Here is a 24,518-nt window from a genome sequence, read left to right on the forward strand (position 1 = left end):
GGATCGGTCAATCCGTGATCTGGATCCCCACCCACGCAGCGGACAAGCCGACGATGAGACTGACGACGATGTAGATCAGCGAAAGCGTCGTCTGGCGCCGCTCGACCATGCCCACGTTCTCCGTCGCGAAGGTCGAGTAGGTGGACAGGCCACCACAGAAGCCTGTCGCCAGGAGAGCGGCCATCTCGGTGGAAAGAGCTGCTCCGGTGAACAATCCGAGGAGGAAGCAGCCGATCACGTTCGCGGCGAACGTCGCAGCCGGGAATCCCTTGTACGCGGGCACATACCGCGCCAACAGGTACCGGCCACTCGCACCCGCGCCGCCGCCGAGCGCCACCAGGAGAACTGTCATGCCGACGCTCCGTCCCGCGTGCGGATCCAACGCTCACCGAGCCCTTTGCCCAATGCTGCGGCAAGGATCGCGGGGATAAGCGTCCCGAGTACATAGAAAATCGATCGCCATGGACTCTCCGTCACCGCGTGAACCGCGAATGACGAGAAGGTGGTGAACCCTCCGCAGAACCCGGTGCCGAGAAAGAGGTACCCAGCCTTGTTGTGCACGAGGAGGGCCGCGAGAACGCCGAGCACGAACGAGCCGACGACGTTGATGACCAGCGTCGTCCAGATGTGAGGAAAGAGCTCCCCCAAACCGAAGCGGCTGAGCGCACCCAACGCTCCACCGACGGCAACCGCGCCTACCGCAGCCGGCAGTTTCAGATCACCCATGCTCTGACCTCACGCGAAAGAGCCTACGTCCCGGAGCGGGCTTTCGGCGGGCGAGGAATGAAGTAGCTTGTCCGCTGCTGATACTCGCGATAGCCCGGACGCTGTTCCATGTGTCGCTCGAGCAACCGCGCTCCGGTGGCGAAGACCAGGAAGTACGTCATGGCGATCGGAGAGAGAACGGTCAACACCCCCGGCCACACGGAAGCCGAGACGAGGAAGATCCCCCACCAGACGCACGCGTCGCCGAAATAATTGGGATGCCGTGTCCACGCCCACAAACCTTGATCCATGATGTGGCCACGGCTGCCCGGATCGGATTTGAACTCCTCCATCTGTCGGTCGCCAACCGTCTCGAACGTGACGCCTACTATCCACAGCGCGATACCGAGTACGACAAGAAATCCGAAGCTGCCGTTCGATACTGCTGCGACCTGGATCGGCAGGGAGACGAACCACAACGAAATCCCCTGCGTGAGATAGATCTTGCGGAGTGCATACAGCGTTCGGCTACCCGTCGCTCGTCCGAGCATTTCTTCGTACCGCGGATCTTCACCCTTGCCTCGCGATCGGATCGCCATGTGCGTCGCCAACCGCAGACCCCAGATCGCCACCAGCGCAAGCATGAGCAACCGGCGCCAGAGGTCGCCGGTTCCAACTATCGCGGACACGAGCGCAATCAGAACGAAGCCGGCGCCCCACGACACGTCGACGACATTGTGGCGCCCGATCCGTACGCCGATCGTCGCTGTCACTGCCATTCCGACGGCGATCGCCAGCAGACTCGTGAGCGTGACCACTCCGAATGCGCCCCAGTCGAATCCGTTCATGGCCGCGACACCCACTGCGGCCGAACCGATTCCATACCCGACCGACCGTCACCGTGCGGCCGGACGGACAGAATCTGATCGACGCCCATCCGGCCGTCCCGAAATGCCATTCCGCCGCCGACGAGGTAGAGGCGCCACACCCGAGCGACCTCGACGCCCACGAGATCCACGACGCGATCCCAGTTCGATTCGAAGGTCTCGATCCACGCTTCCACGGTCCGCACGTAGTGCTCTCGCAGGGCGTGGACGTCACGGACTTCGAGTCCACCTTCCTCGATCATCGCAACGGTGCGGCCCACCGGTCTCATGTACATGTCCGGCGCGATGAACGACTCGATGAACGGGCCTCCCCCGGGGTGCGCGCCGGTGCGTGACATCTGTTGAATCAGCACACGGCCACCGGCAATCACGTTGTCGTGGAGCGCTCTCACGTACGTCGGATAGTTGTCCTCCCCGACGTGCTCACCCATCTCGATCGACGCGACCGCATCGAAAGGACCGTCGGGAATCTCTCGATAATCTTGGAGCCGGATCTCGACCCAGTCTTCCAAACCGAGTGCGCGGATCTTCGCGTCGACAAAAGCCTTCTGCTCCGCCGAGATCGTGATACCGACGACCCGAGCGCCGTACTCCCGCGCCGCGTGCAGGCTCAGCGAGCCCCAGCCACAGCCGACATCGAGAAACCGCAAGCCTCGCGCTCGATCGAGACCGACCTTGCGGCACACCAGGTCCAGCTTGTCCGTCTGTGAATCTTCGAGTGTGTAGTCCGGTGCATCGGAAGTCCAATAGCCCGAGGAGTAGGCCATGTTGTCATCGAGGATCAGTTGGTAGAAATCGTTCGACAAATCGTAGTGGTGCCCGATTGCCGCGCGGTCGCGCGCGAGACTGTGCAAGCGACCCTTCACCTGAGCCTGCGACGCCGGTGGAGCCAGAGGTCTCCCGAAAGCACCGAAGGATCGCGCAGCCTTGACTGCACCCAGGACGAGCGACGGTGTGGGGGTGATCGACCCGAGTCCCCGCTCGGCAGCCACCTTCCACACATGCGTCAGCGCATCGCCGAGATCGCCTTCGACGTCGAGTTCACCGAGCACATATGCCTGCGCTGCCCCCAACTCGCCGGGATTCCAGAGCAAGCGTCGCAACACGTTCGGGCTGTAGAGCGTCACTTTCGGAGCATCGTCCGGGCCTGCTGTGCTGCCGTCCCATGCAGTCAACCGCACCGGAAGCTCGCCGCCGACAAGTGGACTGAGGATGTCCGAGAGACGACCCGCAACGCCGGTACCGTGCGTCGTTCGATCCATCGTGGCAGTCATCGCTGGTTCCTCCGATCGAGAACAATTTGCTGGACGTCGAGATAACCCGAGCGGAAACCCGCCTCGGAATAGCAGAGATAGAAATGCCACATGCGCGCGAACACCGCATCGAATCCGAGCGCGGACGCCTCGTCGGTGCGAGCACTGAAACGCTCGTCCCACAGTCGCAACGTCTGCGCGTAGTGATCGCCCATCGACATCCGCTCACGCACCCGGAGGGTTGTCATGCGTTCTGTCACATCCTCGATCGCCCGCACCGACGGGAGAAATCCGCCGGGGAAGATGTACTTGTGCACCCAGGTGTAGGTGTTGCGGGTCGCGAGCATTCGATCGTGCGGCATGGTGATCGCTTGGATCGCTGCGCGCCCACCCGGCGCCAGCAGGGCGTCGATCGTCTGGAAGTAGCTTCCCCAGTACTGGTGGCCGACAGCCTCGATCATCTCGACCGATACAACGGCGTCGTACTCCCCCTTTACTTGCCGATAGTCGAGAAGATCGACCTGAACGCGATCTGCCAGTCCCGCAGCGCTTATGCGTTTCGCTGCCAATTCCTGCTGTTCGACCGACAGTGTCACCGAGCGCACCGTTGCTCCGCGCTGGGCTGCTCGTATCGCCAATTCTCCCCAGCCTGTGCCGATTTCGAGCACTCGCGAACCTGGACCGACACCCGCGCCGTCCAGCAGGCGATCGATCTTCCGATGCTGGGCCGCTGCGAACACGTCCCACGACGGGGTAGCTCCTACCGACAGATCCTCGAAGAGAGCACTGGAATACGTCATGGTGTCGTCGAGGAACAGCTCGAACATCTCGTTCGAGAGGTCGTAGTGCCTGGAGATGTTCGAGCGCGTGTTCTGCGTCGAATTCCGCTCACTGCGAGGCTGCTTCGGAATGTAGAGGCCTCGTAGCCGCTGCAGGAAGTCAGGAATCAGCGTCGCCACACGGGAGGCGAAGACTTCCAGGACCGCGGTGAGGTCGGAGGCTTCCCAATCGCCCGCCATGTACGACTCGCCGAATCCGATCAAACCACTGTCACCCACGCGAGCAGCGAAGTCGTCCGGGCGGTGAATGACCATCAACGGCGAATCGGGGCTACCGCCACCGGAGAACTCACCGTTGGGCATCTGGACGCGCAGTGGCAAACGCGCTACCGCCTTGTGGAACAGGGCGCGGGCAACCGGTGATGCAACCCGCACTTTGAGCCCGCTCGGCACTGTGGCGACGCCCGGCCACCGCTCGGTTTCGATCGTGTGAGCGGAAGGTTCGGTGCCGAGAGTGGTTGTGGTCATTGCACTGCCTCCTGCGGGTGATGTTGCGGTCGGGGAACGATGGGTAAGCGCCTGGCCCACAGCCGGATTCCTTGAAATCTGATCTGCGCGGCGACTCGGAGCGGAGCCAGCGGGATGGCGAGCCCACTGCGGACGATCTCGCGCGTCGTCGCCGGCACACAACGACCGGACACCGTGGCCACGAATGGAGCCTTGCCGTCACGGGCCAGAACTATCGAGAGCGCGAGCGCGGTGTCGGGTAGCGGAAGTCGCATCCGGTACTCGCCGTCCAGATCGTTGAACGGAGAGACGTAGAACTCTTTGGACGTGCGAGCCCCGCCACGTTCGTCGGTTTCGAGCAGGTAGCAGTGTCGCTCGCCGTAGGTGTTGTGAACCTCTGCAACGACGCACCGCTGACTGCCGTCGTCGTTCAGACACCAGAACACACTCAGCGGGTTGAACACATGGCCGAGAACACGTGCGTTCGCAAGCATGAGGATGCGGCCGCCTGCGAACTCCACCCCGTTGGCTGCCAGAAACGTCTCGACGTTGGCACGAATCGATCGAGTGGGGTCGCCGAGGTGATCCCCGGCGTCGAATGCCGCCAAGGGTCGCAGAGCCTTCGGGAGCTCGGGCAAATCGTCGACGTCGACGAGCCAGCTGTAGCTTCGGTACTCGAACTCGTTGTGCAACGGCTCCGTTCGTACGTGACGGATGCTCGTATGAACGATGGACGGCGTGATGGGTGTGGGCGGGGTCAGGGGTGTGGTCACGGCCACCGACCTCCGACGCGTTCGGCGGCGCGCAGGCCGGACAGTGCACCGTCCTCGTGGAAGCCCCATCCGTGGTACGCACCGGCAAACGCGAGCACGCCCGAGTCCAACTCGGGAAGCCGCGCTTGAGCGGCAACGGAGGTGGGCGTGTACTGCGGATGCTCGTAGGTCATCTGATCGATCACCGACTCCGGGGACACCATCTCGTTTCCCCCCAACGTCACTAGGTAGCGCCGACCGGTCTCCGGCAGCCGCTGCAACCTCGTCATGTCATAGCTGACCAGAACGTGATCTGGCTTCGCGTTGCATTCAGGGATGTAGTAGTTCCACGACGCGCGCGCATTGGTGTTGCCGGGCAGCACATTTTCGTCCGTGTGAAGTTGGGTGTGGTTGACGGAGTACGGCATCGCGCCGAGGACCTGGGATTCGGCAGGCGTCGGCTCGGCCAAGATCTTCAGCGCTTGCTGCGGATGCGTTGCGACGACAACTGCGTCGAAGGTCTGGATCTGGTCGTCGCCGTCGCGGATGTCGACGCGATCGTCGAATCGGTGGATGGCGCGAACCGGCGTGTTCAGACGGATATCGCCGATGCTCTTGGCAACCAGGCGAACGTATTCGCCCGATCCACCGGTGACTGTTCGCCAGGTCGGCGATCCGGTGACGCTCAGCATTCCGTGGTGATCGAGGAAGGAGAACAGGTATCGCGCGGGATATTTCAGCGCCGAGCCGGGATCACACGACCAGACTGCCGACACGAGCGGAGTCATGAAGTGAGCGGTGAAGTAGTCGGAGAACCGTCCACTGCGCAGGAACACTCCCAGTGTCTGGTCGGGTGTCGACGGATCCGTGTTGTCGAGCAAGGCGCGGGCACGGCGATGAAAGCGCTTGACCTCCATCAACATCGACAGAAAACTGCCATTCACCAGCAGCCCCGGCGTCGGCAGAACGCCGCGCAACCCTTGGCCTCCCGAGTACTCGAGCCCGCAACCCCCACACCTTACCGACATGCTCATATCCGATTCCTGCGTAGGCACATCGAGTTCTGCGAACAATCGCAACAATGTCGGGTAGGTGCGATCGTTGTGGACGATGAACCCCGTGTCGATGGCGAGGCTTCGCCCTTCCGGGTCGGTGACCGAATGGGTGTCCGCGTGCCCACCGAGCCGTGAATCCGCTTCGTAGAGGGTGACGTCACTGTCCTTACTCAGCACCCACGCCGCTGTCAGACCTGCGACCCCACTACCGACGACGGCCACCTTGCGCTTGTCCGAACTCATCGTCGTTCTCCCGTCTTCGTTGCGGTTACCCCGCGTCTGATTTCTGCGACTGCCTCGGCGACGAGGCGATGCCAGGTCGCCACGCGGCGGAACATGAAGTGGCCTGCGCCGTCGATGCCGATCCATTCAGCGCACTTACCCGACTTCTGCAGTCCGTCAACTTTCCGACGAGACGCTGCCGGATCGGTCCATGAGTCGGCCGTGCCGTGGAGCACAACCAGTGGTGTGTCCGAACGCAGATTCACCGACGTTCCATCGGGCCACCACGGCGCCAGCGCAACCACACCGACGACCGCCGGATCGCCACACAGATCGGCGGCGACCCGCCCGCCCATCGAGTGCCCCAGCAAAATCACCTGAGCTTGTGAATTACGTTTCGTTATCGCGTCGAGTGCGGCGCGAGCGTCGGCGACCGGACTGCGCTCGGCACCATTCCAACCACGAACCCGATAGCGAGCCTGCACCGCTTTCACACCGGAGCGGCGAAGCTGAGCGGTGAACGGGCGCATCCGAAGGTTGGACAGATGCCAGGCCCTGGCCGGGCGATGGCTCGAGACCTTACCTCCAGGCAGCACGAGCACCACCAGGTGCTGGTCACCGTCCTGCTGTTGCCGTCGGTTGGGCGTCATGCATGGCATTCGGAGCCGAAAACCATTTGGATGGGGTTCGTAGAATTTCTTTTGTGAATCATGAAGCACTCGTCGGTGACGTCCTCGACGCCATGGACGCCAACTTGGTTTCCCATGCCTGCCACCTGCATGAACACTTGCCGACTGCATCGGTCACGGTCACTGCAGATGTTGTCGTCGCAGACAGCGGCCTCGCCGACGACACGTTCAACATCATCGCTGGTGCTCGCTTCGCCGTACCTGCCGACGGGCCCGAAGATCGGCGACTGATCGACATCCTCGCCTCGATTCGAGCAACCGGACGTCCGTTCTCCTGGTGGACCGGACCCCGCGACAATCCCTCTGACCTCGGGGCTCGCCTGTCCGCCCTCGGCTGTCTGCGCTCCGAGGAAGAACGAGCGATGACGGCGGACCTTGACGTCGTCCCTCATCCGACGCCTGTCCCAGAACTCTCCGTTCATCGGGTGACTACTCGTACCCAGCTCGCCGACTATGCCGCCGTGATGGCCGCCAATTGGTCGCCGCCCTCAGCCGCAGTTATCGGTTTCTTCGAAGACACCGCCGATGCCGCTCTCGATGAGCGTTCGCGGAGTTCATTCGTCGTGGGGTACGCGAACTCCCAGCCCGTCGCCGGAGCCGAGGTCCATTTTGCGGCCGGCGTCGCCGGACTGTACGGCGTCGTCACGCTCGAAACGGCTCGCCGACGCGGATTCGGCTCGGCGGTCACCCTTGCCGCACTCGACATCGCCCGCGAGCGAGGTGCCCGAACCGCTGTACTTCAGGCGTCCAGCGACGGCGCACAGCTCTATCGAAACCTCGGCTTCGAGGACGTCGGCACCTACACCGAGTACTCGATCGGCAGCGGTTAGACGTCCCCGCGGGGACGCTTTCGGACCCCGTTCGGAAGTGTGTGTCGGCACCCACCTCTAATATCGAACGTACATTCGAATTGACGTCGGAGACAGGCCGGGGGGCAAGTCATGAACGCAACACTGATCGACGAAGAAACTCGGAGTTCCACCCGAGACGGCGTTGAGCAACTCGGCACGGAAATCTGCGCCCTCGCCGGCCAGATCGCTGCAGCCACCGCCCGATTCCTCACCCTCCTCGCAAAATTCGACGAAGACCGCGGCTGGACCGGCCCTGGACTTCACTCCTGCGCCCACTGGCTGTCATGGAAGTGCGGAATGAGCCTGCACACCGGCCGCGAATATGTTCGCGTCGCCAAAGCACTCCGATCATTGCCAGAGATGCGGAAGGCGTTCGAACAAGGCCGCCTGTCGTACTCGAAGGTTCGCGCACTCACCCGAGTCACGACACCTTCGAACGAGAAGCAGATGGTTCGGTTCGGCTGCGAGGCGCCCGCAGCCCAGATCGATCGTCTCGCTGCCGGCCTGCGTAAAGCAACCGACAACGAATCCGGCAAAACCAAAGCGCCCGCACATCTTCAAGTCCGCTGGCATTGGGACTCGGATACGGGCGAGTTCGTCATCAAAGGACGCCTGCCTGCGCAGGACGGCGCCCGAATCCTCGCAGCGTTAGCTCTGGCGGAACGTGAACGCACTCGAACCACCGCCACCGTCCCCGCCGACGAGACAGCCACCAAGAACCCTGTCGGAAACATCGGGCCGGGCCTCGTCGCAATGGCTGAGCTCGCCACCGCCGCGGCCGCAGACCGCACATCCAAGGCCGCCGCGAACGAAGTTGTGTTCTTCCACGAAGCGGACTCTGTCCGCATTCCTAGCGGGCCCGCCCTCTCCGAAAACGATGCCGAGGAAGTGCTCTGCAATGCCAAGCTTCGCCTGGGAACGACAAAGGATGGATGCGTTCTGAATCTGGGCCGGCGGACCCGCGTCGTCAGTGCCAAACAGATGTTGGCATTGAATTACCGCGACGGATGCTGCCGCACACCAGGATGCGGACGGACCCGCTTCCTGCACGCACATCACGTGAAATTCTGGGGACGCGGCGGCAATACGGACTTGGACAACCTGATCATGCTTTGCGGTACCTGCCACCGCGCGCTGCACGACGGCCAGTTCACGATCACTGCACTCGGCGAGCAGAAGTTCGAGTTTCGCTATGCCGGCGGCGGCGTCATCGACCCAGCACCGCCAACCGAGGGGTTCGCCGATGACCTATTGCGCGGGGACGTGCCCGACGACGCGATCGTGCCGGCGTGGGGCGGAGAGCCCCTCCACCTCGATCACGCGGTCAGCGTCATCCTCGACGGCTGGGCCGCGTGAGCAAACATTGGTCTAGTCCAATCTGAATCCGTCGTGAACAATCGGACAACCCTCGCATTCAGGTAGTGCAATTGGTCTAGTCCTATCGCAATATCTTTAGCGTGACCAAGAAAATCGCACGCACCTCAGCAGCTATCACACTCCTCCTCGCCGGCGCTGTTGCTGCCGGAACCGCAACTGCCGCAGCAATTCCCGGATCGTCTGACATCAATCCGTCGGCCGCCGAGAAGACAGTTGTCATCGGCCTTGACGGCACTATGCTCAGCCACATCAAGACCGCCGATGCTCCCCGTCTCCAGAAGCTGATCGCCGAAGGAACCAGCGGAGAATCTTCCATCCTCGGCCACACCACCATCTCCGGACCGTCGTGGTCGACCATCCTGACCGGAGTCTGGGACACCAAGCACGGTGTCAAGGACAACACGTACGCAGGCGCCCGCTTCGACCTCTACCCGAGCGTGTTCACACGGTTGGAAACAGCACAGCCCTCTCTGCTCACCGAGTCGATCTCCACCTGGGGCGGCATCGACAACATCGCATCCAGCGGCACGCCGAAAGCCGACGTTGTCGTCACCACTACCGATGCAGGGTCCGGAGCGGCCACCGATGCTGCGACCGCTGACGCCGTCGCCCGCGACATCACCGACAAGGGACCTGACCTGATCTTCACCCAACTCGATCAGGTGGACGGCGCGGGGCACAGCGGCGGCACCAACGGCGCTGCGTACGAAGAGTCGATCGCCTCCGTCGACGCTCAGGTAGGCAAGATCATCGATGCTGTTGATCAGCGCGCTGCGAAGACCGGTGAGAAATGGACCGTTCTGGTCACTGCGGATCACGGCCATAAGCCCGCCGGCGGACATGGAGGTCAGACACCGGCGGAAGCAACGACATTCGTCATCGCGCGTGGTGCGGGATACGCAGCCGGTAAGACTACCGACTCGTACACGATCGCCGACATCACTCCGACCATCCTCCAGAGCCTGGGGGTCGCATTGCCTGCCGATCTGGACGGTAAGCCGCTGACCAAGGACGCTCCCGGCTTCGTCGGCTCGATCGACTTGGGATTCTTCGGCTCCTGATCTCGAGAAGACACCGACGCTCAGCAGAGTGCTGCAGCACCACAGCAAAGAGGTCGGGCCGGAGAGCGTGTGCTCTCCGGCCCGACCTGTTGTGGAGCTGCCGGGAATTGAACCCGGGTCCTACGTTGAATCGCTAGGGCTTCTCCGTGTGCAGTTCGCTAAGTCTCTACTTGGATCTCCCAGTCTCGCGAACAAGCCAGGATGACGATCCCAGTCACTGTTTGATGTCCCATCCGACTCCGTGACCGAGCCGAACAGTAAAGCCCTCTAGCTGATGCCAGGAACCGGGTCGAGGGCAACCCCGGGCTGACAGACACGCTTCGCTACTTAGGCAGCGAGAGCGTAGTCGCGCTGATTGGAATCGGCGCTTATAGGTTTGCAGCGACGCTTACGGTGGTCTCTTGCCTGCACCGACACGCTTCCCCTAACTCAACACACGCAGTCGAAACCGTTCAGCCCCGTGTGTGCCCCGCGTCTTTCGTGGGGCTATTCACTATAACGCGCCGAAGTTCGGAAGTCATACCAATTAATCGGCGGCACTTTCCGTGTCCTGAACCCCAGCCGTTTCCTGCACCCCAGCCGTTTCCTGAACTGCAGCCGTTTCCTGCACCGCAGCCATCTCACGCTCGGCAGCACCGGTGATGTTGGTGATCATCCCCTGGAAGACGACTCCGTGGAAAGGCAGGATCGAGTACCAGTACGCCCGGCCGGCCAGCCCGCGAGGGAAGAAGACCGCACGCTGATCGAGATGTGAACCCACCGGCCGTCCATCCGCACCCGCCGGACCTTCCGACACTCGCAACTCCAACCATGCTCCGCCCGGGACCTTCATCTCGGCGCGCAGTCGGAGCAACTTACCTCGGTCGATTTCTTCGACCCGCCAGAAGTCCAGGGCTTCACCGGTGTTGAGCCGACGTGGATCCCGTCTACCCCGGCGAAGTCCGACCCCGCCGACCGCCCGGTCCATCCACCCCCGGATGGCCCACGCCAAAGGGAATGAATACCAACCATTCTCGCCGCCGATCGACTCGACGACCGACCAGAGGGTCTTCGGATCCGCAGCACAGTCACGTTCGCGGTGGTCTACGTAAACTGCCTCCCCTGCCCAGTCCGGGTCGGACGGAAGAGGATCGGACGGCGCTCCCGCGATCGTCGCGCCGGACCACGCCGTCTCCACCTCACCGGTCTCGATCTTGCGAAGCGCCAAACGCACAGCTTCCCGGTACGGCGTGAGGCCACCGGCCGGAGGCGGGATGAAGTCGTCGATGTCGTGATCGTGCATCACCGCGTCGTTCTGCAGTGATTCGATCAGCGGCATCGCCAGACCTCGCGGGATCGGCGTGACCAATCCCACCCAGTGACCGGCCAGACGCGGGGTGAGGACGGGTAGGACGAGGATGCGTCGGCGTACCAATCCTGCGACGTCGGCGTAGGTGTTCATCATCTCGCCGTACTGCATGACATCGGGCCCACCGATGTCGAAGGCGCGGTTGACCTCCGGCGTCGTCGCCGCGGCTGCGATCAAATAGTGGAGTACGTCACGCACGGCGATCGGCTGAATGTTGTTGTGCACCCACTTGGGTGTGGTCATCACCGGAAGTCGATTGGTCAAGTGGCGCACCATTTCGAAGGACGCCGATCCCGATCCGATCACCACGCCGGCCTGGAACACAACCGTCGGAACGTCGGAGTCGAGCAGGATCCGACCAACTTCGAGCCGAGACTGCAGGTGAGTCGACAGCTCTCGATCGGACGGATGAAGCCCGCCCAGGTAGACGATCCGGCGCACCCCCGCATCGCGCGCAGCGGCGGCCACGTTCTGCGCGCTCTGCTTGTCGATATCGGAGAACGAGCCTCCCCCACCCATGGCATGAACGAGGTAGTAGACCACGTCGATATCGTCGAAAACACCTGAGAGGGAATCACTGTCGGTCAGATCCCCACGCGTGATCTCCACCGAATCATGCCAGGGCACATCGCGTAGTTTCTCGGGGCTTCTCACCACCACACGCACATGATGGCCCTCTTCGACCAGGCGAGGGGCAAGACGGCCGCCGATGTATCCGGTCGCACCCGTGATCAACACTCTCACTGCGTCCATCACCCCACGCTACGCAGAATTCAACTGCGAAGCGCGAGTGCAACCTCGAGGTCGTCGTTGGTCAACATCATGTTGATGCCCGCTCCGGCCTTCGCCCCGGCGGCCGCGGCCATGATGACCTGGGCACCTGGGTCGACGACGTTGCCCGCGGCGAACACCCCGGGCACGCTTGTGGCCCCCATCATGTCGACCGTCACGAAATCGCCCATCATCGTCTCGGCACGCTGCGCGCCGAATGCGCGCAAGATCGCATCGTTGGGGTCCATCGTGAGGGCGCCACCGACAAAGACCGCCGAACGCGCGACCACAGTGCTGTCGGCCAAACGCACGCCCACCAACCGATCGTCCTCGACGACGGGACCGGCGACCTCACCCTCGACGATCGAAATACCGCGAGCTGCAAGCTTTTCCCGGTCCTCTGAACCCAGTTCGGTGATTCGATGGAGGAAGAGAACCACGTCGTCGGACCACTGGCGAACCATGAGCGCCTGGTGCATCGCAAATTCCGCACTCTTGGCGATCACGCCAAGCGGCTGATCACGCACGCTGTACCCGTGGCAGTACGGGCAGTGCAACACATCGCGGCCCCAACGCTCGCCGAAGACTTCGAGCTCGACCGGCAGACGGTCCGTCAGACCTGTGGCAACAAGGACTTTGCGCACCTGAATCTTGCTGCCGTCAGCGAGTTCGACGGAGAAATCGGCCGAAAGATCCTCGCTGTCCCGTGCCACGGAGACGACTGTGCCGTCATGGAACTCGCCGCCGAATTTGCGGACTTCACCTCGGCCGATGGTCAGCAATTCGGCGGGGTTCATGCCGTCGCGGGAGAGGAATCCGTTCATGTGATCGGCGGCCGCGTTCCGTGGTGATCCGTTGTCGAAGACGATCACGGACCTGCGTGCCTGACCAAGGATGAGTGCGGCGTTCAGCCCTGCCGCGCCGGCTCCGATTACTGCTACGTCGAATGAGTTCTGCGTCATGAATCCAGAATGACAAGAGATCGCGTTCTTGACAAACACTGTTGCCACTTTGGCAAAATAGATCCATGACCGAAACATCGTTCGACGCCGTTCTAGCCGGCATCGGCCCTCGCCTACGTGCGTTGCGCCAGCAGTCCGACATGACCCTGGCCGACCTGTCGGAGACCACCGACATCAGCGTCAGCACACTGTCGAGACTCGAATCCGGCACTCGCCGAGCCAACTTGGAGCTTCTACTGCCGATCGCCAAGGCACACGGCGTCCCGTTGGACGACCTGGTGAACAGCAAGATCAAAGACCCCCGCGTTCGAGAAGAACCGCGAACGGTCGGATGCATGACGGTCATTCCGCTGACGAGTCAGCCCGGCAACCTCCAGGCCTACAAGATGATCATCTCCCCCACCGACGACGATCGCGAGCCGGGATCCCACGAGGGCTACGAGTGGGTCTACGTTCTGTCAGGGCGCATCAGACTCCAACTCGGCGACCGCGATTTCATCATGGGGGCAGGCGAGGCCGCCGAGTTCGACACCCACATTCCGCACCGCATCAGCGCTGCCGACGGCCGACCTGCCGAGGCGATCAGTCTCTTCGGGAAGCAGGGCGAGCGTGTTCACCTACGCGCAGCGCCGGCCGACAGACGCGGTTGAACTGCCAGGACCGAGTCAGGCGCCCGCAACGGCAATCATGCCGACTGCCGCCAGCGCCAACAGCATTCCCGCTTGTTGCACGCGGCTTACCCGCTCGCCCAGCATCACCATGGCGAGCAGAACCGTCGCAGCCGGATACAGCGAACCGATCACACTGACCAGTGAAAGCATTCCACCTTGGAAGGCGTAGATCATCGTCCCGTTCGCGACGACGTCGAGGACGCTGACGTACACCGCGAGCTTGAGTGGCTCGCCTCGTGGGAGAACGAAGTGACCGGCCGCCAGCGCGACCAACCACACCACGACGGTCGCGGCGCCCCGCGACACGGCCAACGCCCACAGCCCGCTGCCCTCGCCGATCTGGTGAAGTGCGATGAACGAGAGTGCAAATGCACCACCGCTTCCGACCGTCAGAAGCGCCACCTGTCTGGTGAAGCGGAGAGTGATTCCGCCGGCAACCTCACCCGCGGTGTCGTCAGGCGACTCGCGGCTGACCAGGACGACGGCGACCAGCGCGACGGCGATACCCAGGTACGCGATCAGCCCCGGCCGCTCGCCGAAGGCGAATCCGACGAGCACCGGAATACCCGCCACCAGAACAGCTGTCAGCGGTGAGACCACAGACATAGGTCCGGTCGCCAAGGCGAGATAGAACCACCACACCGCCAGACCACTCGTGACGCCCGCGATCGCGCCCCAGATCAAACCGTTCAGCGTCAGCGTGCCGGAAACGAAAGGTGCTGCGATCAGAACGATGACGAGCGAGAGCGGATACGAGACGATCACCACACGGAGTGCGGCAACTCGTCGTGACGCAACTCCGCCGACGAAGTCGCTGACTCCGTAGGCAACTGCCGCCACGAGGGCAAGCAGGATGGAGGTCAGCGCATGCCCTTGATACGACGACCGAGCTCGCGGGTCACCTCGCGCTCGGCGGTGCGCTTGGCCATGTCCTGGCGCTTGTCGTAGTCCTGCTTACCCTTTGCCAGTGCGAGTTCGACCTTGACCTTGCCGTCGTTGAAGTACATCGACAGCGGGACCAGTGTCTGGTTTCCCTCGCGGGTCTTGCCGACGAGGTGCTCGATCTCACGCTTGTGCAGCAGGAGCTTTCGGGTACGACGCGGCGAATGGTTGTTCCACGTGCCTTGCGTGTACTCGGGAATGTGCAACGAGCGCAACCACACTTCGCCGTTGTCCACGGTGGCGAACGCGTCGACGAGCGACGCCTTGCCTTCGCGCAGACTCTTGACCTCGGTCCCGACGAGCGCGATACCGGCCTCGTAGGTGTCGATGATCGTGTAGTTGTGACGTGCTTTGCGATTGGTCGCAATGACCTTGCGGCCCTTTTCCTTCACTGTCCGGGCCTCTCAGTCCGCTGTCTTGCTGTCGAATACTGTCTTACCGTCAAATACAGTTCCAGCATAGAAGCTCGTGCAAACCGATTATTCGCGGACGTACAGACGCAGCGTCACGTACGCCGTCACCGCTGCCATACCGACACCGGCAAGCACGAGGATCGGCGAGACGAACAGCACGTCACTGTTGGAGATCCGCGCCACGATGTTGGCTTCGTAGACGTCGGACAGGACCCCGTCGATGAAGACGTTCTTCGCCGTGAACAGTCCGGCGATGGCGAGCACCGCACCGATCAAGGCCGCAACGACGGCTTCGAGGAGGAACGGAAGCTGGGTGTACCACCGCGTCGCGCCGACCAATCGCATGATGTTGACCTCGGTACGACGCGTGAACGCCGCGATCTGGACCATGTTGGCGATCAGCAGGATGGCCGCGATCGCCTGGACGATCGCGATCGCGAACGCTGCGTTGCGCACTCCGCCCAGCACGCTGAAGAGTCGGTCCACCAACTCGCGCTGATTGAGCACACTCTCGACACCGGGCCGCGAACCGAAGGTGTCGTTGATGACGCCGAATCGCTCCGGGTCACTGAGCTTGACCTTGAACGACGCCGGGAAGCTGTCCGGGCTCACCAGCGCTGCCAGCTCGGGCTGGTCCTTGAACACGCGCTCGGTGGCGTCCTTCACGGCGTCTTCGCGGTTGAGGTACTGAACGGCGACGACGGACGGCGTCTGCTCGAGTTCCTTGCGCAACGAACTGCAGATCTCCTGCTCGCAACCGGGATCGGCCGAAGAGATGTCGTCGGTCAGGAAGATCTGCACCTCGACGCGTTCGAGGAAGATCTGCTGGGTCTTGCCTGCCATCTGCACGACCAGCAGACCACCGCCGAAGAGGCCGAGGGAGATCGCCGTCGTCAAGATCATGGCGATGGTCATCGTGATGTTGCGGCGTAGGCCGGTCAGGACTTCACTGAAAATAAAGCTGGCGCGCATCGGGGAATCCGATTCCTTTTCGAGAGGCCGGTTGTTTCACGACAACCGGTGGGCGTACGGGACGTGTGGTCGTAGTCGGCGCTACCTGCCGACGCCGTACACACCCCGCGCTTCGTCTCTGGTCACCTTGCCGAGATCGAGTTCGATGACGCGTCGACGCATGGAGTCGACGATGTGGTGGTCGTGGGTCGCCATCACGACGGTGGTACCCGTGCGGTTGATCCGCTCGAGCAGCAGCATGATGTCCTGGCTCGTTTCGGGGTCCAGGTTGCCGGTGGGCTCGTCGGCGAGCAGCACGAGCGGGCGGTTCACGAATGCGCGGGCGATGGCGACGCGCTGTTGTTCACCGCCGGAAAGTTCGGTGGGCAGTCGATCGGCTTTTCCGGCCAGCCCGACCATGTCGAGGACCTCGGGCACAGTGCGCGCGATGACGTTGCGGGGTTTGCCGATGACCTCCAGGGCGAAGGCCACGTTCTCGGAGACCGTCTTCTGCTGAAGCAACCGGAAGTCCTGGAACACACAGCCCATGCTCTGACGAAGCTTCGGCACACGGCGAGCCGCCAGCTTGTTGACGTGGAAATCCGCGACCTCGATATCGCCGGACGTGGGCGACTCCATCTTGAGCAGCAATCGCATGAACGTCGACTTGCCAGAGCCGGAGGGGCCGATGAGGAAGACGAACTCCCCCTTCTCCACCTCCACACTGACTTTGTCGAGCGCCGGCCTGGTAGAGGCCTTGTAGGACTTCGACACATTCTTCATGCTGATCACAACTAGCCAGTCTAGCCGTTATCTAACGGTGACCTTGGCGCCACGCGCGACGAGCCTCGTCCTTATCCGGTACCGGTGGTCTCAGGTGACTGCGGCACCGACGTCGGTGCCTGCATTGCCGCGCCAGGTTGCGGGACGGTCGTCGTCGCAGGAGTCGTCGGCACTGTGGTTGCGGACTGTTCGGCGTTTCCCGGAGCCGGGGCGGGACCCGACGTCGGCGTCGGAGAACCGGAACTGCCCGTGCTCGATTCCGAGGACGGAGTCTCGGATGTGGTCGTCGGCTCGGTCGAGGACGGTACGGGGGTCGTCGTCGACGGTTTGACCGACGGAGCGACGTACGGTTCGGTCTGCGACGTGTCCACGCTGGGCGGCGGTGTGGCTGCGGGCTGTTCCTCAGGATTGAGGTACGTATGCAACAGATACGTCGCCAGCCACGCCACGACGAGGATGAAGGTCGACGTTCGCATCCGGCCACCGAAGAGCCGTGACGGAAGCCAGTCCAGGTGAAACAGTCGGTCGAGTCCGCGGCGCGGTTCCTGATCGGTCATTCGCTCGCCTCCTCGGTCCGTGCGGTGTGCAGATCCGGTGACACCGTGATCCCCTGACGTCGCAGTGCCGCGGCGACGCGGACACGAAGAGCGCGTCCGACCTGGAACTGTTTGCCAGGGAGCGTTCGCGCGACCATCCGCACGTTGACCTGATCGACCTCGAGGCTTTCGACGCCCATGACGGTGGGCTCGTCGAGCAGAAGTTTCTTGAGTCCACGGTCGGCCATCGCGTCGACTCCGACCTGGCGAAGTACCTCGTTGACTCGGGTGAGGTCGGCGGTCGCCGGAACCGGCACGTCGATGACGGCGCGTGCCCAATCCTTGGACAGGTTGGTCGCTTTCACGATCTGGCCGTTGGGAACGGTGATGACCTCACCGTCGGAGTTTCGCATCCGCGTCACGCGCAGGGTCACGTCCTCGATAACGCCTTCGGCGTCGTCGGAGGAGCCGGTGATCGCAAGCCGGACGGTGTCACCGAAACCGTACTGGCGTTCGGTGATGATGAAGAAGCCGGCAAGGATGTCCTGCACGACGCGTTGAGCACCGAAACCGAGCGCCGCACCGAGAACAGTTGCCGGCGCCACGAGACTTCCGATCGGCAGGTTCAGTTGGTCGAGAACCTTCAGTGTCGCGATCACGTAGATGAACGTGATGACCACCCAGGTGATGACCTGCGCGACCGAGTGACGATGCTTGGTCGCCTCGGAGCGAACCAGCGCATCGCCCAACTGATAGTTGGAGTCGATCTGGTCGGTGACCTTGTTGCCTCCCCAACTGACCAGCCGGGCGAGAATCATCGCGCCGAGCACTGTCATGAGGACGGACAAACCGGTGGTTTGAAGCCAATCGAGCAGGTTCTGCCCAGGTCTGAGTAAAGTCATCGTGCCTTTCGGTATCCGAACGCTATGCGGACTGGTTCTCGCTCATGCGCCAGCGGATGCCGGCCTCGAGGAACCCGTCGATGTCGCCGTCGAGCACTGCCGACGGGTTGTTGACCTCGTACTCGGTACGCAGGTCCTTGACCATCTGGTACGGATGCAGAACGTAGGAGCGCATCTGGTTACCCCACGAGCTGCCGCTGTCGCCCTTGAGCGCATCCATCTCGGCGCGCTCTTCCTGACGCTTGACCGCGAGCAGCTTGGCCTGCAGGACGCGCATCGCCGACACCTTGTTCTGGAGCTGCGACTTCTCGTTCTGACAGGTGACGACGATTCCGGTCGGGATGTGTGTGAGTCGAACAGCGGAGTCCGTCGTGTTCACGGACTGTCCACCGGGACCGGACGAGCGGTAGACGTCGACGCGGATGTCGTTCTCGTTGATCTCGATGTGGTCGGTGGTCTCGACGACGGGCAGGACCTCGACCTCGGCGAACGACGTCTGGCGACGCCCCTGGTTGTCGAAGGGGCTGATGCGAACGAGCCGGTGGGTGCCCATCTCGACGGACAGCGTGCCGTACGTGTACGGGCCCTTGATCGCGAACGTCGCACTCTTGAGTCCGGCCTCTTCGGCGTACGACGTGTCGTAGACCTCGACGCCGTAGTCGTGCTTCTCCGCCCAGCGGATGTACATGCGCATGAGCATCTCGGCCCAGTCGGCAGCGTCGATACCGCCGGCACCCGAGCGGATGTTGATGAGTGCGTCGCGCTCGTCGTACTCGCCCGAGAGCATGGTCTTGACTTCCATCGCCGCGATGTCGTCACGCAGGCTGGCCCGTTCGGCGTCGGCATCGGCCACTGCGTCAGGGCCTTCGTCTTCTGCCAGTTCGTAGAGGATCGGCATCTCGTCGAGTCGCTCGCGCAGTGCCACGATCCGGCGCAGTTCGGCCTGAGCATGGGAGAGCTGGCTGGTGACCTGCTGGGCGTGTTCCTGGTCGTTCCACAGACCCGGGTCGGCTGCCTGGTGCTCGAGCTCGTCGATGCGTCGGCGCAGCTCCTCGACGTCCACAACCGATTCGCAGGTGCGAAGGGTTGTGTCGAGGGCGTTCAGGTCTGCAATTACGTCGGGATGCACGGTTCTCAAGGCTACCGGGTGCCGACCTGGGCTCTGCCGTGCGTCACCCTCTCGGCTCGCCCCGTCCGTCACGTATTGGGATCACCGGGACTGGAAGCCTTGCCAACGTCCCTCCGAGGGAACCTACTGGAACGATGACTGTCACCGACGAATACCTGCAGAACAACGCCGCCTACGCCGAGCAGTTCACCGGACCGCTCCCCCTCCCACCCAGCCGACACGTTGCCGTTCTCGCGTGCATGGACGCCCGTCTCGACGTCTATCGGGTGCTGGGAATCAAGGAAGGTGAATCGCACGTCATCCGCAATGCGGGTGGAGTCGTCACCGACGACGAAATCCGCTCCCTGGCCATCAGCCAGCGTCTGCTGGGAACCACCGAGATCATCCTCATCCACCACACCGACTGCGGGATGCTGACGTTCACCGACGACGACTTCAAGCGATCCATCCAGGACGAGATCGGCATCAAACCCAACTGGGCTGCCGAATCGTTCCCGGACATCGACGAGGACGTTCGTCAGTCGTTGAAGCGTATCGAGAACAGTCCGTTCGTCACCGCGACGACCTCCCTACGCGGATTCGTCTTCGACGTCGCCACCGGAAAGCTGAACGAGGTTCTCCCCGATTGAGCCGGTAGGTTGTGTACCCGTGACCGATCGCGCATCCGACCTCGCACTCGCCCTCCGTATCGCCGACGAGGCTGACGCGATCACTCGCGCCCGCTTCGGTGCACTCGATCTTCGAGTGGACGACAAGCCGGACCTCACCCCCGTCTCCGACGCCGACTTGGCTGTCGAGCGAGCAGTGCGCGCGACGCTCGGTGAGCATCGCCCTGCAGATTCCGTTCTGGGGGAAGAATTCGGCGGCGACGTAGTCTTCGAGGGCAGGCAGTGGGTGGTCGACCCCATCGACGGGACCAAGAACTTCGTCCGCAACGTGCCGGTGTGGGCCACGCTGATCAGCTTGCTCGAGGACGGTGTACCGATTGTGGGCGTCGTGAGCGCACCCGCACTGAATCGCCGATGGTGGGCGGCAACAGGTTTGGGCGCACATACGTCTTTCGGAGACGGTGACTCTCGGGCGATCCGGGTATCCGCCGTCGACCGCAGCGAATCAGCGAGCCTGAGCTTCTCGAGCCTCTCCGGGTGGAAGGACCGCGGAATTCGCGATCAGTTCGTCGAACTCACCGACCATGTGTGGCGCGTGCGCGGTTACGGGGACTTCTTCTCCTACTGCCTCGTGGCCGAGGGTGCCGTCGACATCGCTGCCGAACCCGAGGTTTCCCTGTGGGATCTGGCAGCGCTCGACGTATTGGTCCGTGAGGCCGGCGGCGCGTTCACCGATCTGGACGGCGGTGCAGGTCCGCACGGCGGCAGCGCGGTCGCCACCAACGGACTGCTGCACGAAGACGTTCTAGCCCGCCTGCGGTAACCACCCGCATACCAGAACATCCCACCCGCCGCAAGGGTCCGAGGGAGGAGTTCCGACAGGCCCGTCGGCAGGATTCGGCACGACATCTCGGCCCGTTGACTGGAAGTAGTTGATCACGCACTACTTCCAGGAGAACGATGAACCGGATTTCCAGGCGCACGATTCTGTTCGGTCTGGCCGCAGCGCCCCTCGGGCTCGCGGTGGGCTGCGGCGCCGACCCGGCAGCGAAGAGCGTCACGCTGGCGGTGGCCGGAACTTCGCGTCCGCTACCGATTCCGCCGCTTGCCGAATCCACCGTCGACGACGCAGGTGTTCGCCACTTCACACTTCGTGCCGGTACCGGAACCACCGAGATCGTCGCGGGAAAACTCACCGACACTTGGGGTTTCAACGGATCCATTCTGGGGCCGACCGTCCGCGCCGAACGCGGAGAATCTGTCGCATTCACGATCGACAACACACTGGCAGAGCCCACGACCGTCCATTGGCACGGCATGCATCTGCCCGCCAGATACGACGGTGGCCCGCACCAGACCATCGAAGCCGGCGGACGCTGGGAACCGGCGTGGACGATCGGTCAGCCGGCGTCGACGCTCTGGTATCACCCACACCCGCACGGATCCACCGAGCGGCACGTGCAGCGCGGTCTCGCCGGACTGTTCCTGATCGACGATGCCGACACGCGGGCATTGGACATCCCCAAAACCTATGGTGTCGACGATGTTCCGCTGATAATCCAGGACCGTCGGTTCCTCGCCGACGGCAATTTCGACGAATCAGATCCGACCGACATCGGCCTGCTCGGCGACACGATCGTCACCAACGGCATCTCCGACGCCTACCTCGACGTCACCACCGGGGTCGTCCGGTTGCGCATTCTGAACGGCTCCTCCGGCCGTCTCTACAACCTGGGGTTCCCCGACGACCGGACGTTCGATCTGATCGCCACCGACGGCGGACTGCTCGAATCACCGATTCCGATCAAGCGGATTCAGCTCAGCCCCGGCGAACGAGCCGAGATCGTGGTTCGCGTCGACCCCGGCGCGACGACCACACTTGTGTCGTTCCCGATCGAGGACGGCGGCGGCGTGAGCGCCTCCGACGCAGAGAACTTCGGCATGAACGACCGCTTCGACATCATCGAGCTGCGGGGGGTCGCCAGCCGCGCGTCACGGTCGAGTCTCCCGGCTCAGTTGGCCGCCCTGCCGCGTCTCGATCCGTCGAAGGCAAGCGTGTCCCGAACCTTCGATCTGCAGTGGTACATGATCAACGGGCAACGAATGGACATGAACCGCATCGACTTCGACGCCGAGGTCGGCGCCACCGAGGTGTGGACGATCACCAACAAGGACAACTGGCCACACAATTTCCATGTCCACGACGTACAGTTCCAGATCCTCGACGTCGACGGTCGCACTCCTCCGCCGCACTTGCGCGGACCAAAGGACACCGTCTACGCACCGCCGGGCAGCAGGATTCGCGTCGCACTGCAGTGGTCCGAGTACACCGATCCCACGTTCCCGTACATGTTCCACTGCCACCTGCTGATGCACGAGGACCAAGGGATGATGGGCCAATTCCTCGTCCTCGAACCGGGGCAGAAGGCGGCTCCGATGCAGATGGACATGCCGATGGACATGCCGATGCCTTCTTCTGGTTCGCACTCCGGTCACTGAACATTCTGCAAGTGGTACACGGCGAGGCGAACCCGATTGTCGCAACCGGTCTTCGACATCAGGTTCGCAACGTGCGTCTTCACCGTGGTCACACCCAGATGCAGCGTGTCCGCGATCTCCTGATTGCTCTTCCCTTCTGCAACCAGTGCGAGGACCTGCGATTCGCGATCGGTCAGCGGAACCTTCTCTGTCACAGCCGTGTCTGCGATACCACCGATCACCGCTCGATCCACAACGCGGCGGAGAAGTTCCGGAGTGAACACCATCTCACCCTCTGCGATTCGCCGAATGGCACCGAGCAACTCGGCGGGTTCGGTGTCCTTGACGAAAAACCCCGAGGCCCCCGCGGCGAGCGCGGGATACAGATGATCGTCGTCGTCGAAGGTGGTCAGCACGAGAATGCGCGCTCGTCGACCTGCCTTGACGATCTGCTGCGTGGCGCCGATCCCGTCCAGCCCGGGCATTCTCAAGTCCATCAGAATCACGTCGGGATCCAATTCTGCAGCGAGCGCTACCGCCTCGACGCCGTTCGACGCCTCACCGGCCACGGTCATGTCCTCGGCTGCCGCGCACAGCATCCGCAAACCGGCGCGCACAAGTCGCTGGTCGTCGACGATCAGCACGCTGATCACGAGACATCGCCCGAGACAACGAGTGGAATACTCACGTGCACTTCCCATTTCCCGTCACTGTTGGTGCCGGCGGTCATCTCGCCGCCGACCAACTCCGCACGCTCCTGCATTCCCACCAGGCCATGACCTGCACTCCGAGGCGATCCCTCGACGTCGTTGACAACCCTGACATGCACCCGGTTGTCTTCGCGACCGACCGAGACCGATACCAGCCCCTTCTTGTCGCCGTGCTTCATGACGTTGGTCAGTGATTCCTGAATCACCCGCAACAACGTCAGCCTCCCGATCGCGTCGAGATCGGCTGCGCCTGACTCGACATTCTCCTGGGCATCGAAGACTGCTTCCACCTCGAAACCCGCCGCACGCACACGATCTATCGCCGCCTCGATTTCCGCCTCGACGGCATCCGGCTCGACCAGAGCGACCTCACCGAGCGAAGGATCACGAAGTGCGACCAGGAGGCGACGGATATCGGCCAGCGCATCGGACGCAGTCCCACGCACATCCGCGAGGACCTCACGCACGGCCTCGTCCTGAGGCGCCAAGACATGTTGAGCCACGCCGATTCTCAGGACGATCGATGCCATGTGGTGCGCAACCAGGTCGTGCAGTTCGCGGGCGAGCGCACTGCGCTCTGCAGCGCGGGTCTGCGCAAGATTGTTCGCGGCCAATTCACGCTGCGAGCGTAGATACAGCCCGAGCAGCAGTGGCAACCCCACGTACGCAAGCACTTTCACAGCCGTCGTGACAGACCAGAACGCTTCGTGAGATTCGAACCAGATCCCCGCGAGCACCGAACCGCACCATCCTGCTGCCGATACGGCAACCATTTCTCTACGCTCGGCCCGCATCGTGACGTCGACGACGGCGACCGCCCCGAGATACGGAACAAGCTCGGACAGCCCCCAGGCGTCGGCGACGAACATCGGAACGGCGAGCGCCGAAATGACCAGGGACGCGAAGACCGGCCATCGACGGCCGACGGCGAAGGCGAGCGCCGACAGCATCGACAGAATCCAGTAGGTGAGGGGAACTCGATACTCCCCCGGATACGTGCTGGCAATCAACAGGCACGGGACCACCACCAACGGTGCGTAGCGCACGTACCGCTGTATCCGATCTGGCACCTCTGTCCGGTTCACCCCTCGAGCCTATGACGCGCATCATTTCTCGGTTTCTCGACAACAGACCTTACTGATGAGTAAGATAAGAATCGTCCAACGCCCCAACACC

At 62.9% G+C, this 24,518-nt stretch carries 26 protein-coding genes and 1 other RNA gene; 7 read left to right on the forward strand and 20 right to left on the reverse strand.

Annotated features, from left to right (window positions below; translation table 11 throughout):
• Window positions 1-7: 7 nt before the first annotated feature.
• Genes crcB through ABWI03_RS13490 form a run of 8 tightly spaced genes read right to left on the reverse strand, consistent with a single transcriptional unit; the run spans window position 8 to window position 6,810 of the window.
• Window positions 8-352 carry a fluoride efflux transporter CrcB gene (gene crcB, locus ABWI03_RS13455; protein WP_095969159.1) on the reverse strand — a complete coding sequence of 115 codons (345 nt, stop codon included), beginning with the start codon at window positions 350-352 and terminating at the stop codon, window positions 8-10.
• On the reverse strand, window positions 349-726 hold the full coding sequence (locus ABWI03_RS13460; protein WP_298777988.1) for a fluoride efflux transporter FluC: 378 nt from the start codon (window positions 724-726) through the stop codon (window positions 349-351). Before ABWI03_RS13460 ends, crcB begins: the two co-directional genes overlap by 4 nt.
• A 23-nt stretch (window positions 727-749) precedes the next feature.
• Window positions 750-1,553: a DUF1295 domain-containing protein gene (locus tag ABWI03_RS13465; RefSeq protein ID WP_298777992.1), complete on the reverse strand. Its 804-nt coding sequence runs from the start codon at window positions 1,551-1,553 to the stop codon at window positions 750-752.
• On the reverse strand, window positions 1,550-2,866 hold the full coding sequence (locus tag ABWI03_RS13470) for an SAM-dependent methyltransferase (RefSeq protein ID WP_298777994.1): 1,317 nt from the start codon (window positions 2,864-2,866) through the stop codon (window positions 1,550-1,552). The genes ABWI03_RS13465 and ABWI03_RS13470 overlap by 4 nt, the downstream gene beginning before the upstream one ends.
• Window positions 2,863-4,152, reverse strand: coding sequence for an SAM-dependent methyltransferase (locus tag ABWI03_RS13475; protein ID WP_298777997.1), 1,290 nt, complete (start codon window positions 4,150-4,152; stop codon window positions 2,863-2,865). The genes ABWI03_RS13470 and ABWI03_RS13475 overlap by 4 nt, the downstream gene beginning before the upstream one ends.
• Complete coding sequence (locus ABWI03_RS13480; protein ID WP_435054174.1) at window positions 4,149-4,910, reverse strand: DUF1365 domain-containing protein; 762 nt, start codon at window positions 4,908-4,910, stop codon at window positions 4,149-4,151. Before ABWI03_RS13480 ends, ABWI03_RS13475 begins: the two co-directional genes overlap by 4 nt.
• Window positions 4,901-6,181, reverse strand: a complete 1,281-nt coding sequence (locus ABWI03_RS13485; RefSeq protein ID WP_296555858.1) for an NAD(P)/FAD-dependent oxidoreductase — start codon at window positions 6,179-6,181, stop codon at window positions 4,901-4,903. The genes ABWI03_RS13480 and ABWI03_RS13485 overlap by 10 nt, the downstream gene beginning before the upstream one ends.
• Window positions 6,178-6,810, reverse strand: a complete 633-nt coding sequence (locus ABWI03_RS13490; protein WP_124566364.1) for an alpha/beta hydrolase — start codon at window positions 6,808-6,810, stop codon at window positions 6,178-6,180. The genes ABWI03_RS13485 and ABWI03_RS13490 overlap by 4 nt, the downstream gene beginning before the upstream one ends.
• Before the next feature lie 53 nt (window positions 6,811-6,863).
• Between ABWI03_RS13490 and ABWI03_RS13495 the strand changes: the two genes are divergently transcribed.
• The 3 genes from ABWI03_RS13495 (at window position 6,864) to ABWI03_RS13505 (ending at window position 10,138) form a co-directional block, all read left to right on the forward strand.
• Window positions 6,864-7,679 carry a GNAT family N-acetyltransferase gene (locus ABWI03_RS13495; protein WP_298778006.1) on the forward strand — a complete coding sequence of 272 codons (816 nt, stop codon included), beginning with the start codon at window positions 6,864-6,866 and terminating at the stop codon, window positions 7,677-7,679.
• A 111-nt stretch (window positions 7,680-7,790) separates the two neighbouring features.
• The gene (locus ABWI03_RS13500; RefSeq protein ID WP_298778009.1) at window positions 7,791-9,056 is read left to right on the forward strand and encodes an HNH endonuclease signature motif containing protein; all 1,266 of its coding nucleotides are present in this window, start codon (window positions 7,791-7,793) and stop codon (window positions 9,054-9,056) included.
• 101 nt (window positions 9,057-9,157) lie between these two features.
• Window positions 9,158-10,138 (forward strand): alkaline phosphatase family protein, encoded by a 981-nt coding sequence (locus ABWI03_RS13505; RefSeq protein ID WP_298778012.1) that lies wholly within the window; start codon window positions 9,158-9,160, stop codon window positions 10,136-10,138.
• An 89-nt stretch (window positions 10,139-10,227) separates the two neighbouring features.
• On the opposite strand, the gene ssrA is transcribed toward ABWI03_RS13505, so the two are convergent.
• From ssrA to ABWI03_RS13520, 3 genes are all read right to left on the reverse strand, one after another.
• Window positions 10,228-10,598: a transfer-messenger RNA gene (gene ssrA, locus ABWI03_RS13510) on the reverse strand.
• 66 nt (window positions 10,599-10,664) lie between these two features.
• Window positions 10,665-12,239 (reverse strand): SDR family oxidoreductase, encoded by a 1,575-nt coding sequence (locus ABWI03_RS13515; RefSeq protein ID WP_298778015.1) that lies wholly within the window; start codon window positions 12,237-12,239, stop codon window positions 10,665-10,667.
• A gap of 20 nt (window positions 12,240-12,259) precedes the next feature.
• Window positions 12,260-13,219: an NAD(P)/FAD-dependent oxidoreductase gene (locus ABWI03_RS13520; protein ID WP_298778018.1), complete on the reverse strand. Its 960-nt coding sequence runs from the start codon at window positions 13,217-13,219 to the stop codon at window positions 12,260-12,262.
• A 65-nt stretch (window positions 13,220-13,284) separates the two neighbouring features.
• On the opposite strand from ABWI03_RS13520, the gene ABWI03_RS13525 reads away from it, so the two are divergent.
• Window positions 13,285-13,869, forward strand: coding sequence for a helix-turn-helix domain-containing protein (locus ABWI03_RS13525; RefSeq protein WP_214886173.1), 585 nt, complete (start codon window positions 13,285-13,287; stop codon window positions 13,867-13,869).
• 15 nt (window positions 13,870-13,884) lie between these two features.
• Here ABWI03_RS13525 and ABWI03_RS13530 read toward each other — a convergent pair whose 3' ends face one another.
• From ABWI03_RS13530 to prfB, 7 genes are all read right to left on the reverse strand, one after another.
• Entirely contained in the window at window positions 13,885-14,754 is an 870-nt protein-coding gene (locus ABWI03_RS13530; protein ID WP_483407283.1) for an EamA family transporter, read from the reverse strand.
• Window positions 14,751-15,224 (reverse strand): SsrA-binding protein SmpB, encoded by a 474-nt coding sequence (gene smpB / locus ABWI03_RS13535; protein WP_003942330.1) that lies wholly within the window; start codon window positions 15,222-15,224, stop codon window positions 14,751-14,753. The genes ABWI03_RS13530 and smpB overlap by 4 nt, the downstream gene beginning before the upstream one ends.
• A gap of 87 nt (window positions 15,225-15,311) precedes the next feature.
• On the reverse strand, window positions 15,312-16,217 hold the full coding sequence (ftsX, locus tag ABWI03_RS13540) for a permease-like cell division protein FtsX (protein ID WP_003942367.1): 906 nt from the start codon (window positions 16,215-16,217) through the stop codon (window positions 15,312-15,314).
• Between the two features lie 81 nt (window positions 16,218-16,298).
• Window positions 16,299-16,979: a cell division ATP-binding protein FtsE gene (gene ftsE / locus ABWI03_RS13545; protein WP_020969258.1), complete on the reverse strand. Its 681-nt coding sequence runs from the start codon at window positions 16,977-16,979 to the stop codon at window positions 16,299-16,301.
• A gap of 71 nt (window positions 16,980-17,050) precedes the next feature.
• Complete coding sequence (locus tag ABWI03_RS13550; RefSeq protein WP_235171924.1) at window positions 17,051-17,536, reverse strand: Rv3103c transmembrane domain-containing protein; 486 nt, start codon at window positions 17,534-17,536, stop codon at window positions 17,051-17,053.
• Entirely contained in the window at window positions 17,533-18,417 is an 885-nt protein-coding gene (locus tag ABWI03_RS13555) for a mechanosensitive ion channel family protein (protein ID WP_019747849.1), read from the reverse strand. The genes ABWI03_RS13550 and ABWI03_RS13555 overlap by 4 nt, the downstream gene beginning before the upstream one ends.
• 22 nt (window positions 18,418-18,439) lie before the next feature.
• Entirely contained in the window at window positions 18,440-19,546 is a 1,107-nt protein-coding gene (gene prfB, locus ABWI03_RS13560; RefSeq protein WP_003942364.1) for a peptide chain release factor 2, read from the reverse strand.
• A gap of 134 nt (window positions 19,547-19,680) precedes the next feature.
• On the opposite strand from prfB, the gene ABWI03_RS13565 reads away from it, so the two are divergent.
• The 3 genes from ABWI03_RS13565 to ABWI03_RS13575 all read left to right on the forward strand — a co-directional run bounded on the left by ABWI03_RS13565 (window position 19,681) and on the right by ABWI03_RS13575 (window position 22,653).
• The gene (locus tag ABWI03_RS13565; protein WP_095969149.1) at window positions 19,681-20,175 is read left to right on the forward strand and encodes a beta-class carbonic anhydrase; all 495 of its coding nucleotides are present in this window, start codon (window positions 19,681-19,683) and stop codon (window positions 20,173-20,175) included.
• 19 nt (window positions 20,176-20,194) lie between these two features.
• Window positions 20,195-20,977, forward strand: a complete 783-nt coding sequence (gene hisN, locus ABWI03_RS13570; RefSeq protein WP_298778031.1) for a histidinol-phosphatase — start codon at window positions 20,195-20,197, stop codon at window positions 20,975-20,977.
• A gap of 137 nt (window positions 20,978-21,114) precedes the next feature.
• On the forward strand, window positions 21,115-22,653 hold the full coding sequence (locus tag ABWI03_RS13575; protein WP_298778035.1) for a multicopper oxidase family protein: 1,539 nt from the start codon (window positions 21,115-21,117) through the stop codon (window positions 22,651-22,653).
• On the opposite strand, the gene ABWI03_RS13580 is transcribed toward ABWI03_RS13575, so the two are convergent.
• Together ABWI03_RS13580 and ABWI03_RS13585 are read right to left on the reverse strand one after the other, a co-directional pair.
• Window positions 22,647-23,285: a response regulator gene (locus ABWI03_RS13580; RefSeq protein ID WP_298778038.1), complete on the reverse strand. Its 639-nt coding sequence runs from the start codon at window positions 23,283-23,285 to the stop codon at window positions 22,647-22,649. The two genes, ABWI03_RS13575 and ABWI03_RS13580, sit on opposite strands and share 7 nt — an antisense overlap.
• Window positions 23,282-24,427 (reverse strand): sensor histidine kinase, encoded by a 1,146-nt coding sequence (locus ABWI03_RS13585; RefSeq protein ID WP_298778041.1) that lies wholly within the window; start codon window positions 24,425-24,427, stop codon window positions 23,282-23,284. The genes ABWI03_RS13580 and ABWI03_RS13585 overlap by 4 nt, the downstream gene beginning before the upstream one ends.
• Window positions 24,428-24,518: the final 91 nt, after the last annotated feature.

Source organism: Rhodococcus baikonurensis (assembly GCF_040489275.1).
GTDB classification, from domain to species: Bacteria; Actinomycetota; Actinomycetes; order Mycobacteriales; family Mycobacteriaceae; genus Rhodococcus_F; species Rhodococcus_F baikonurensis.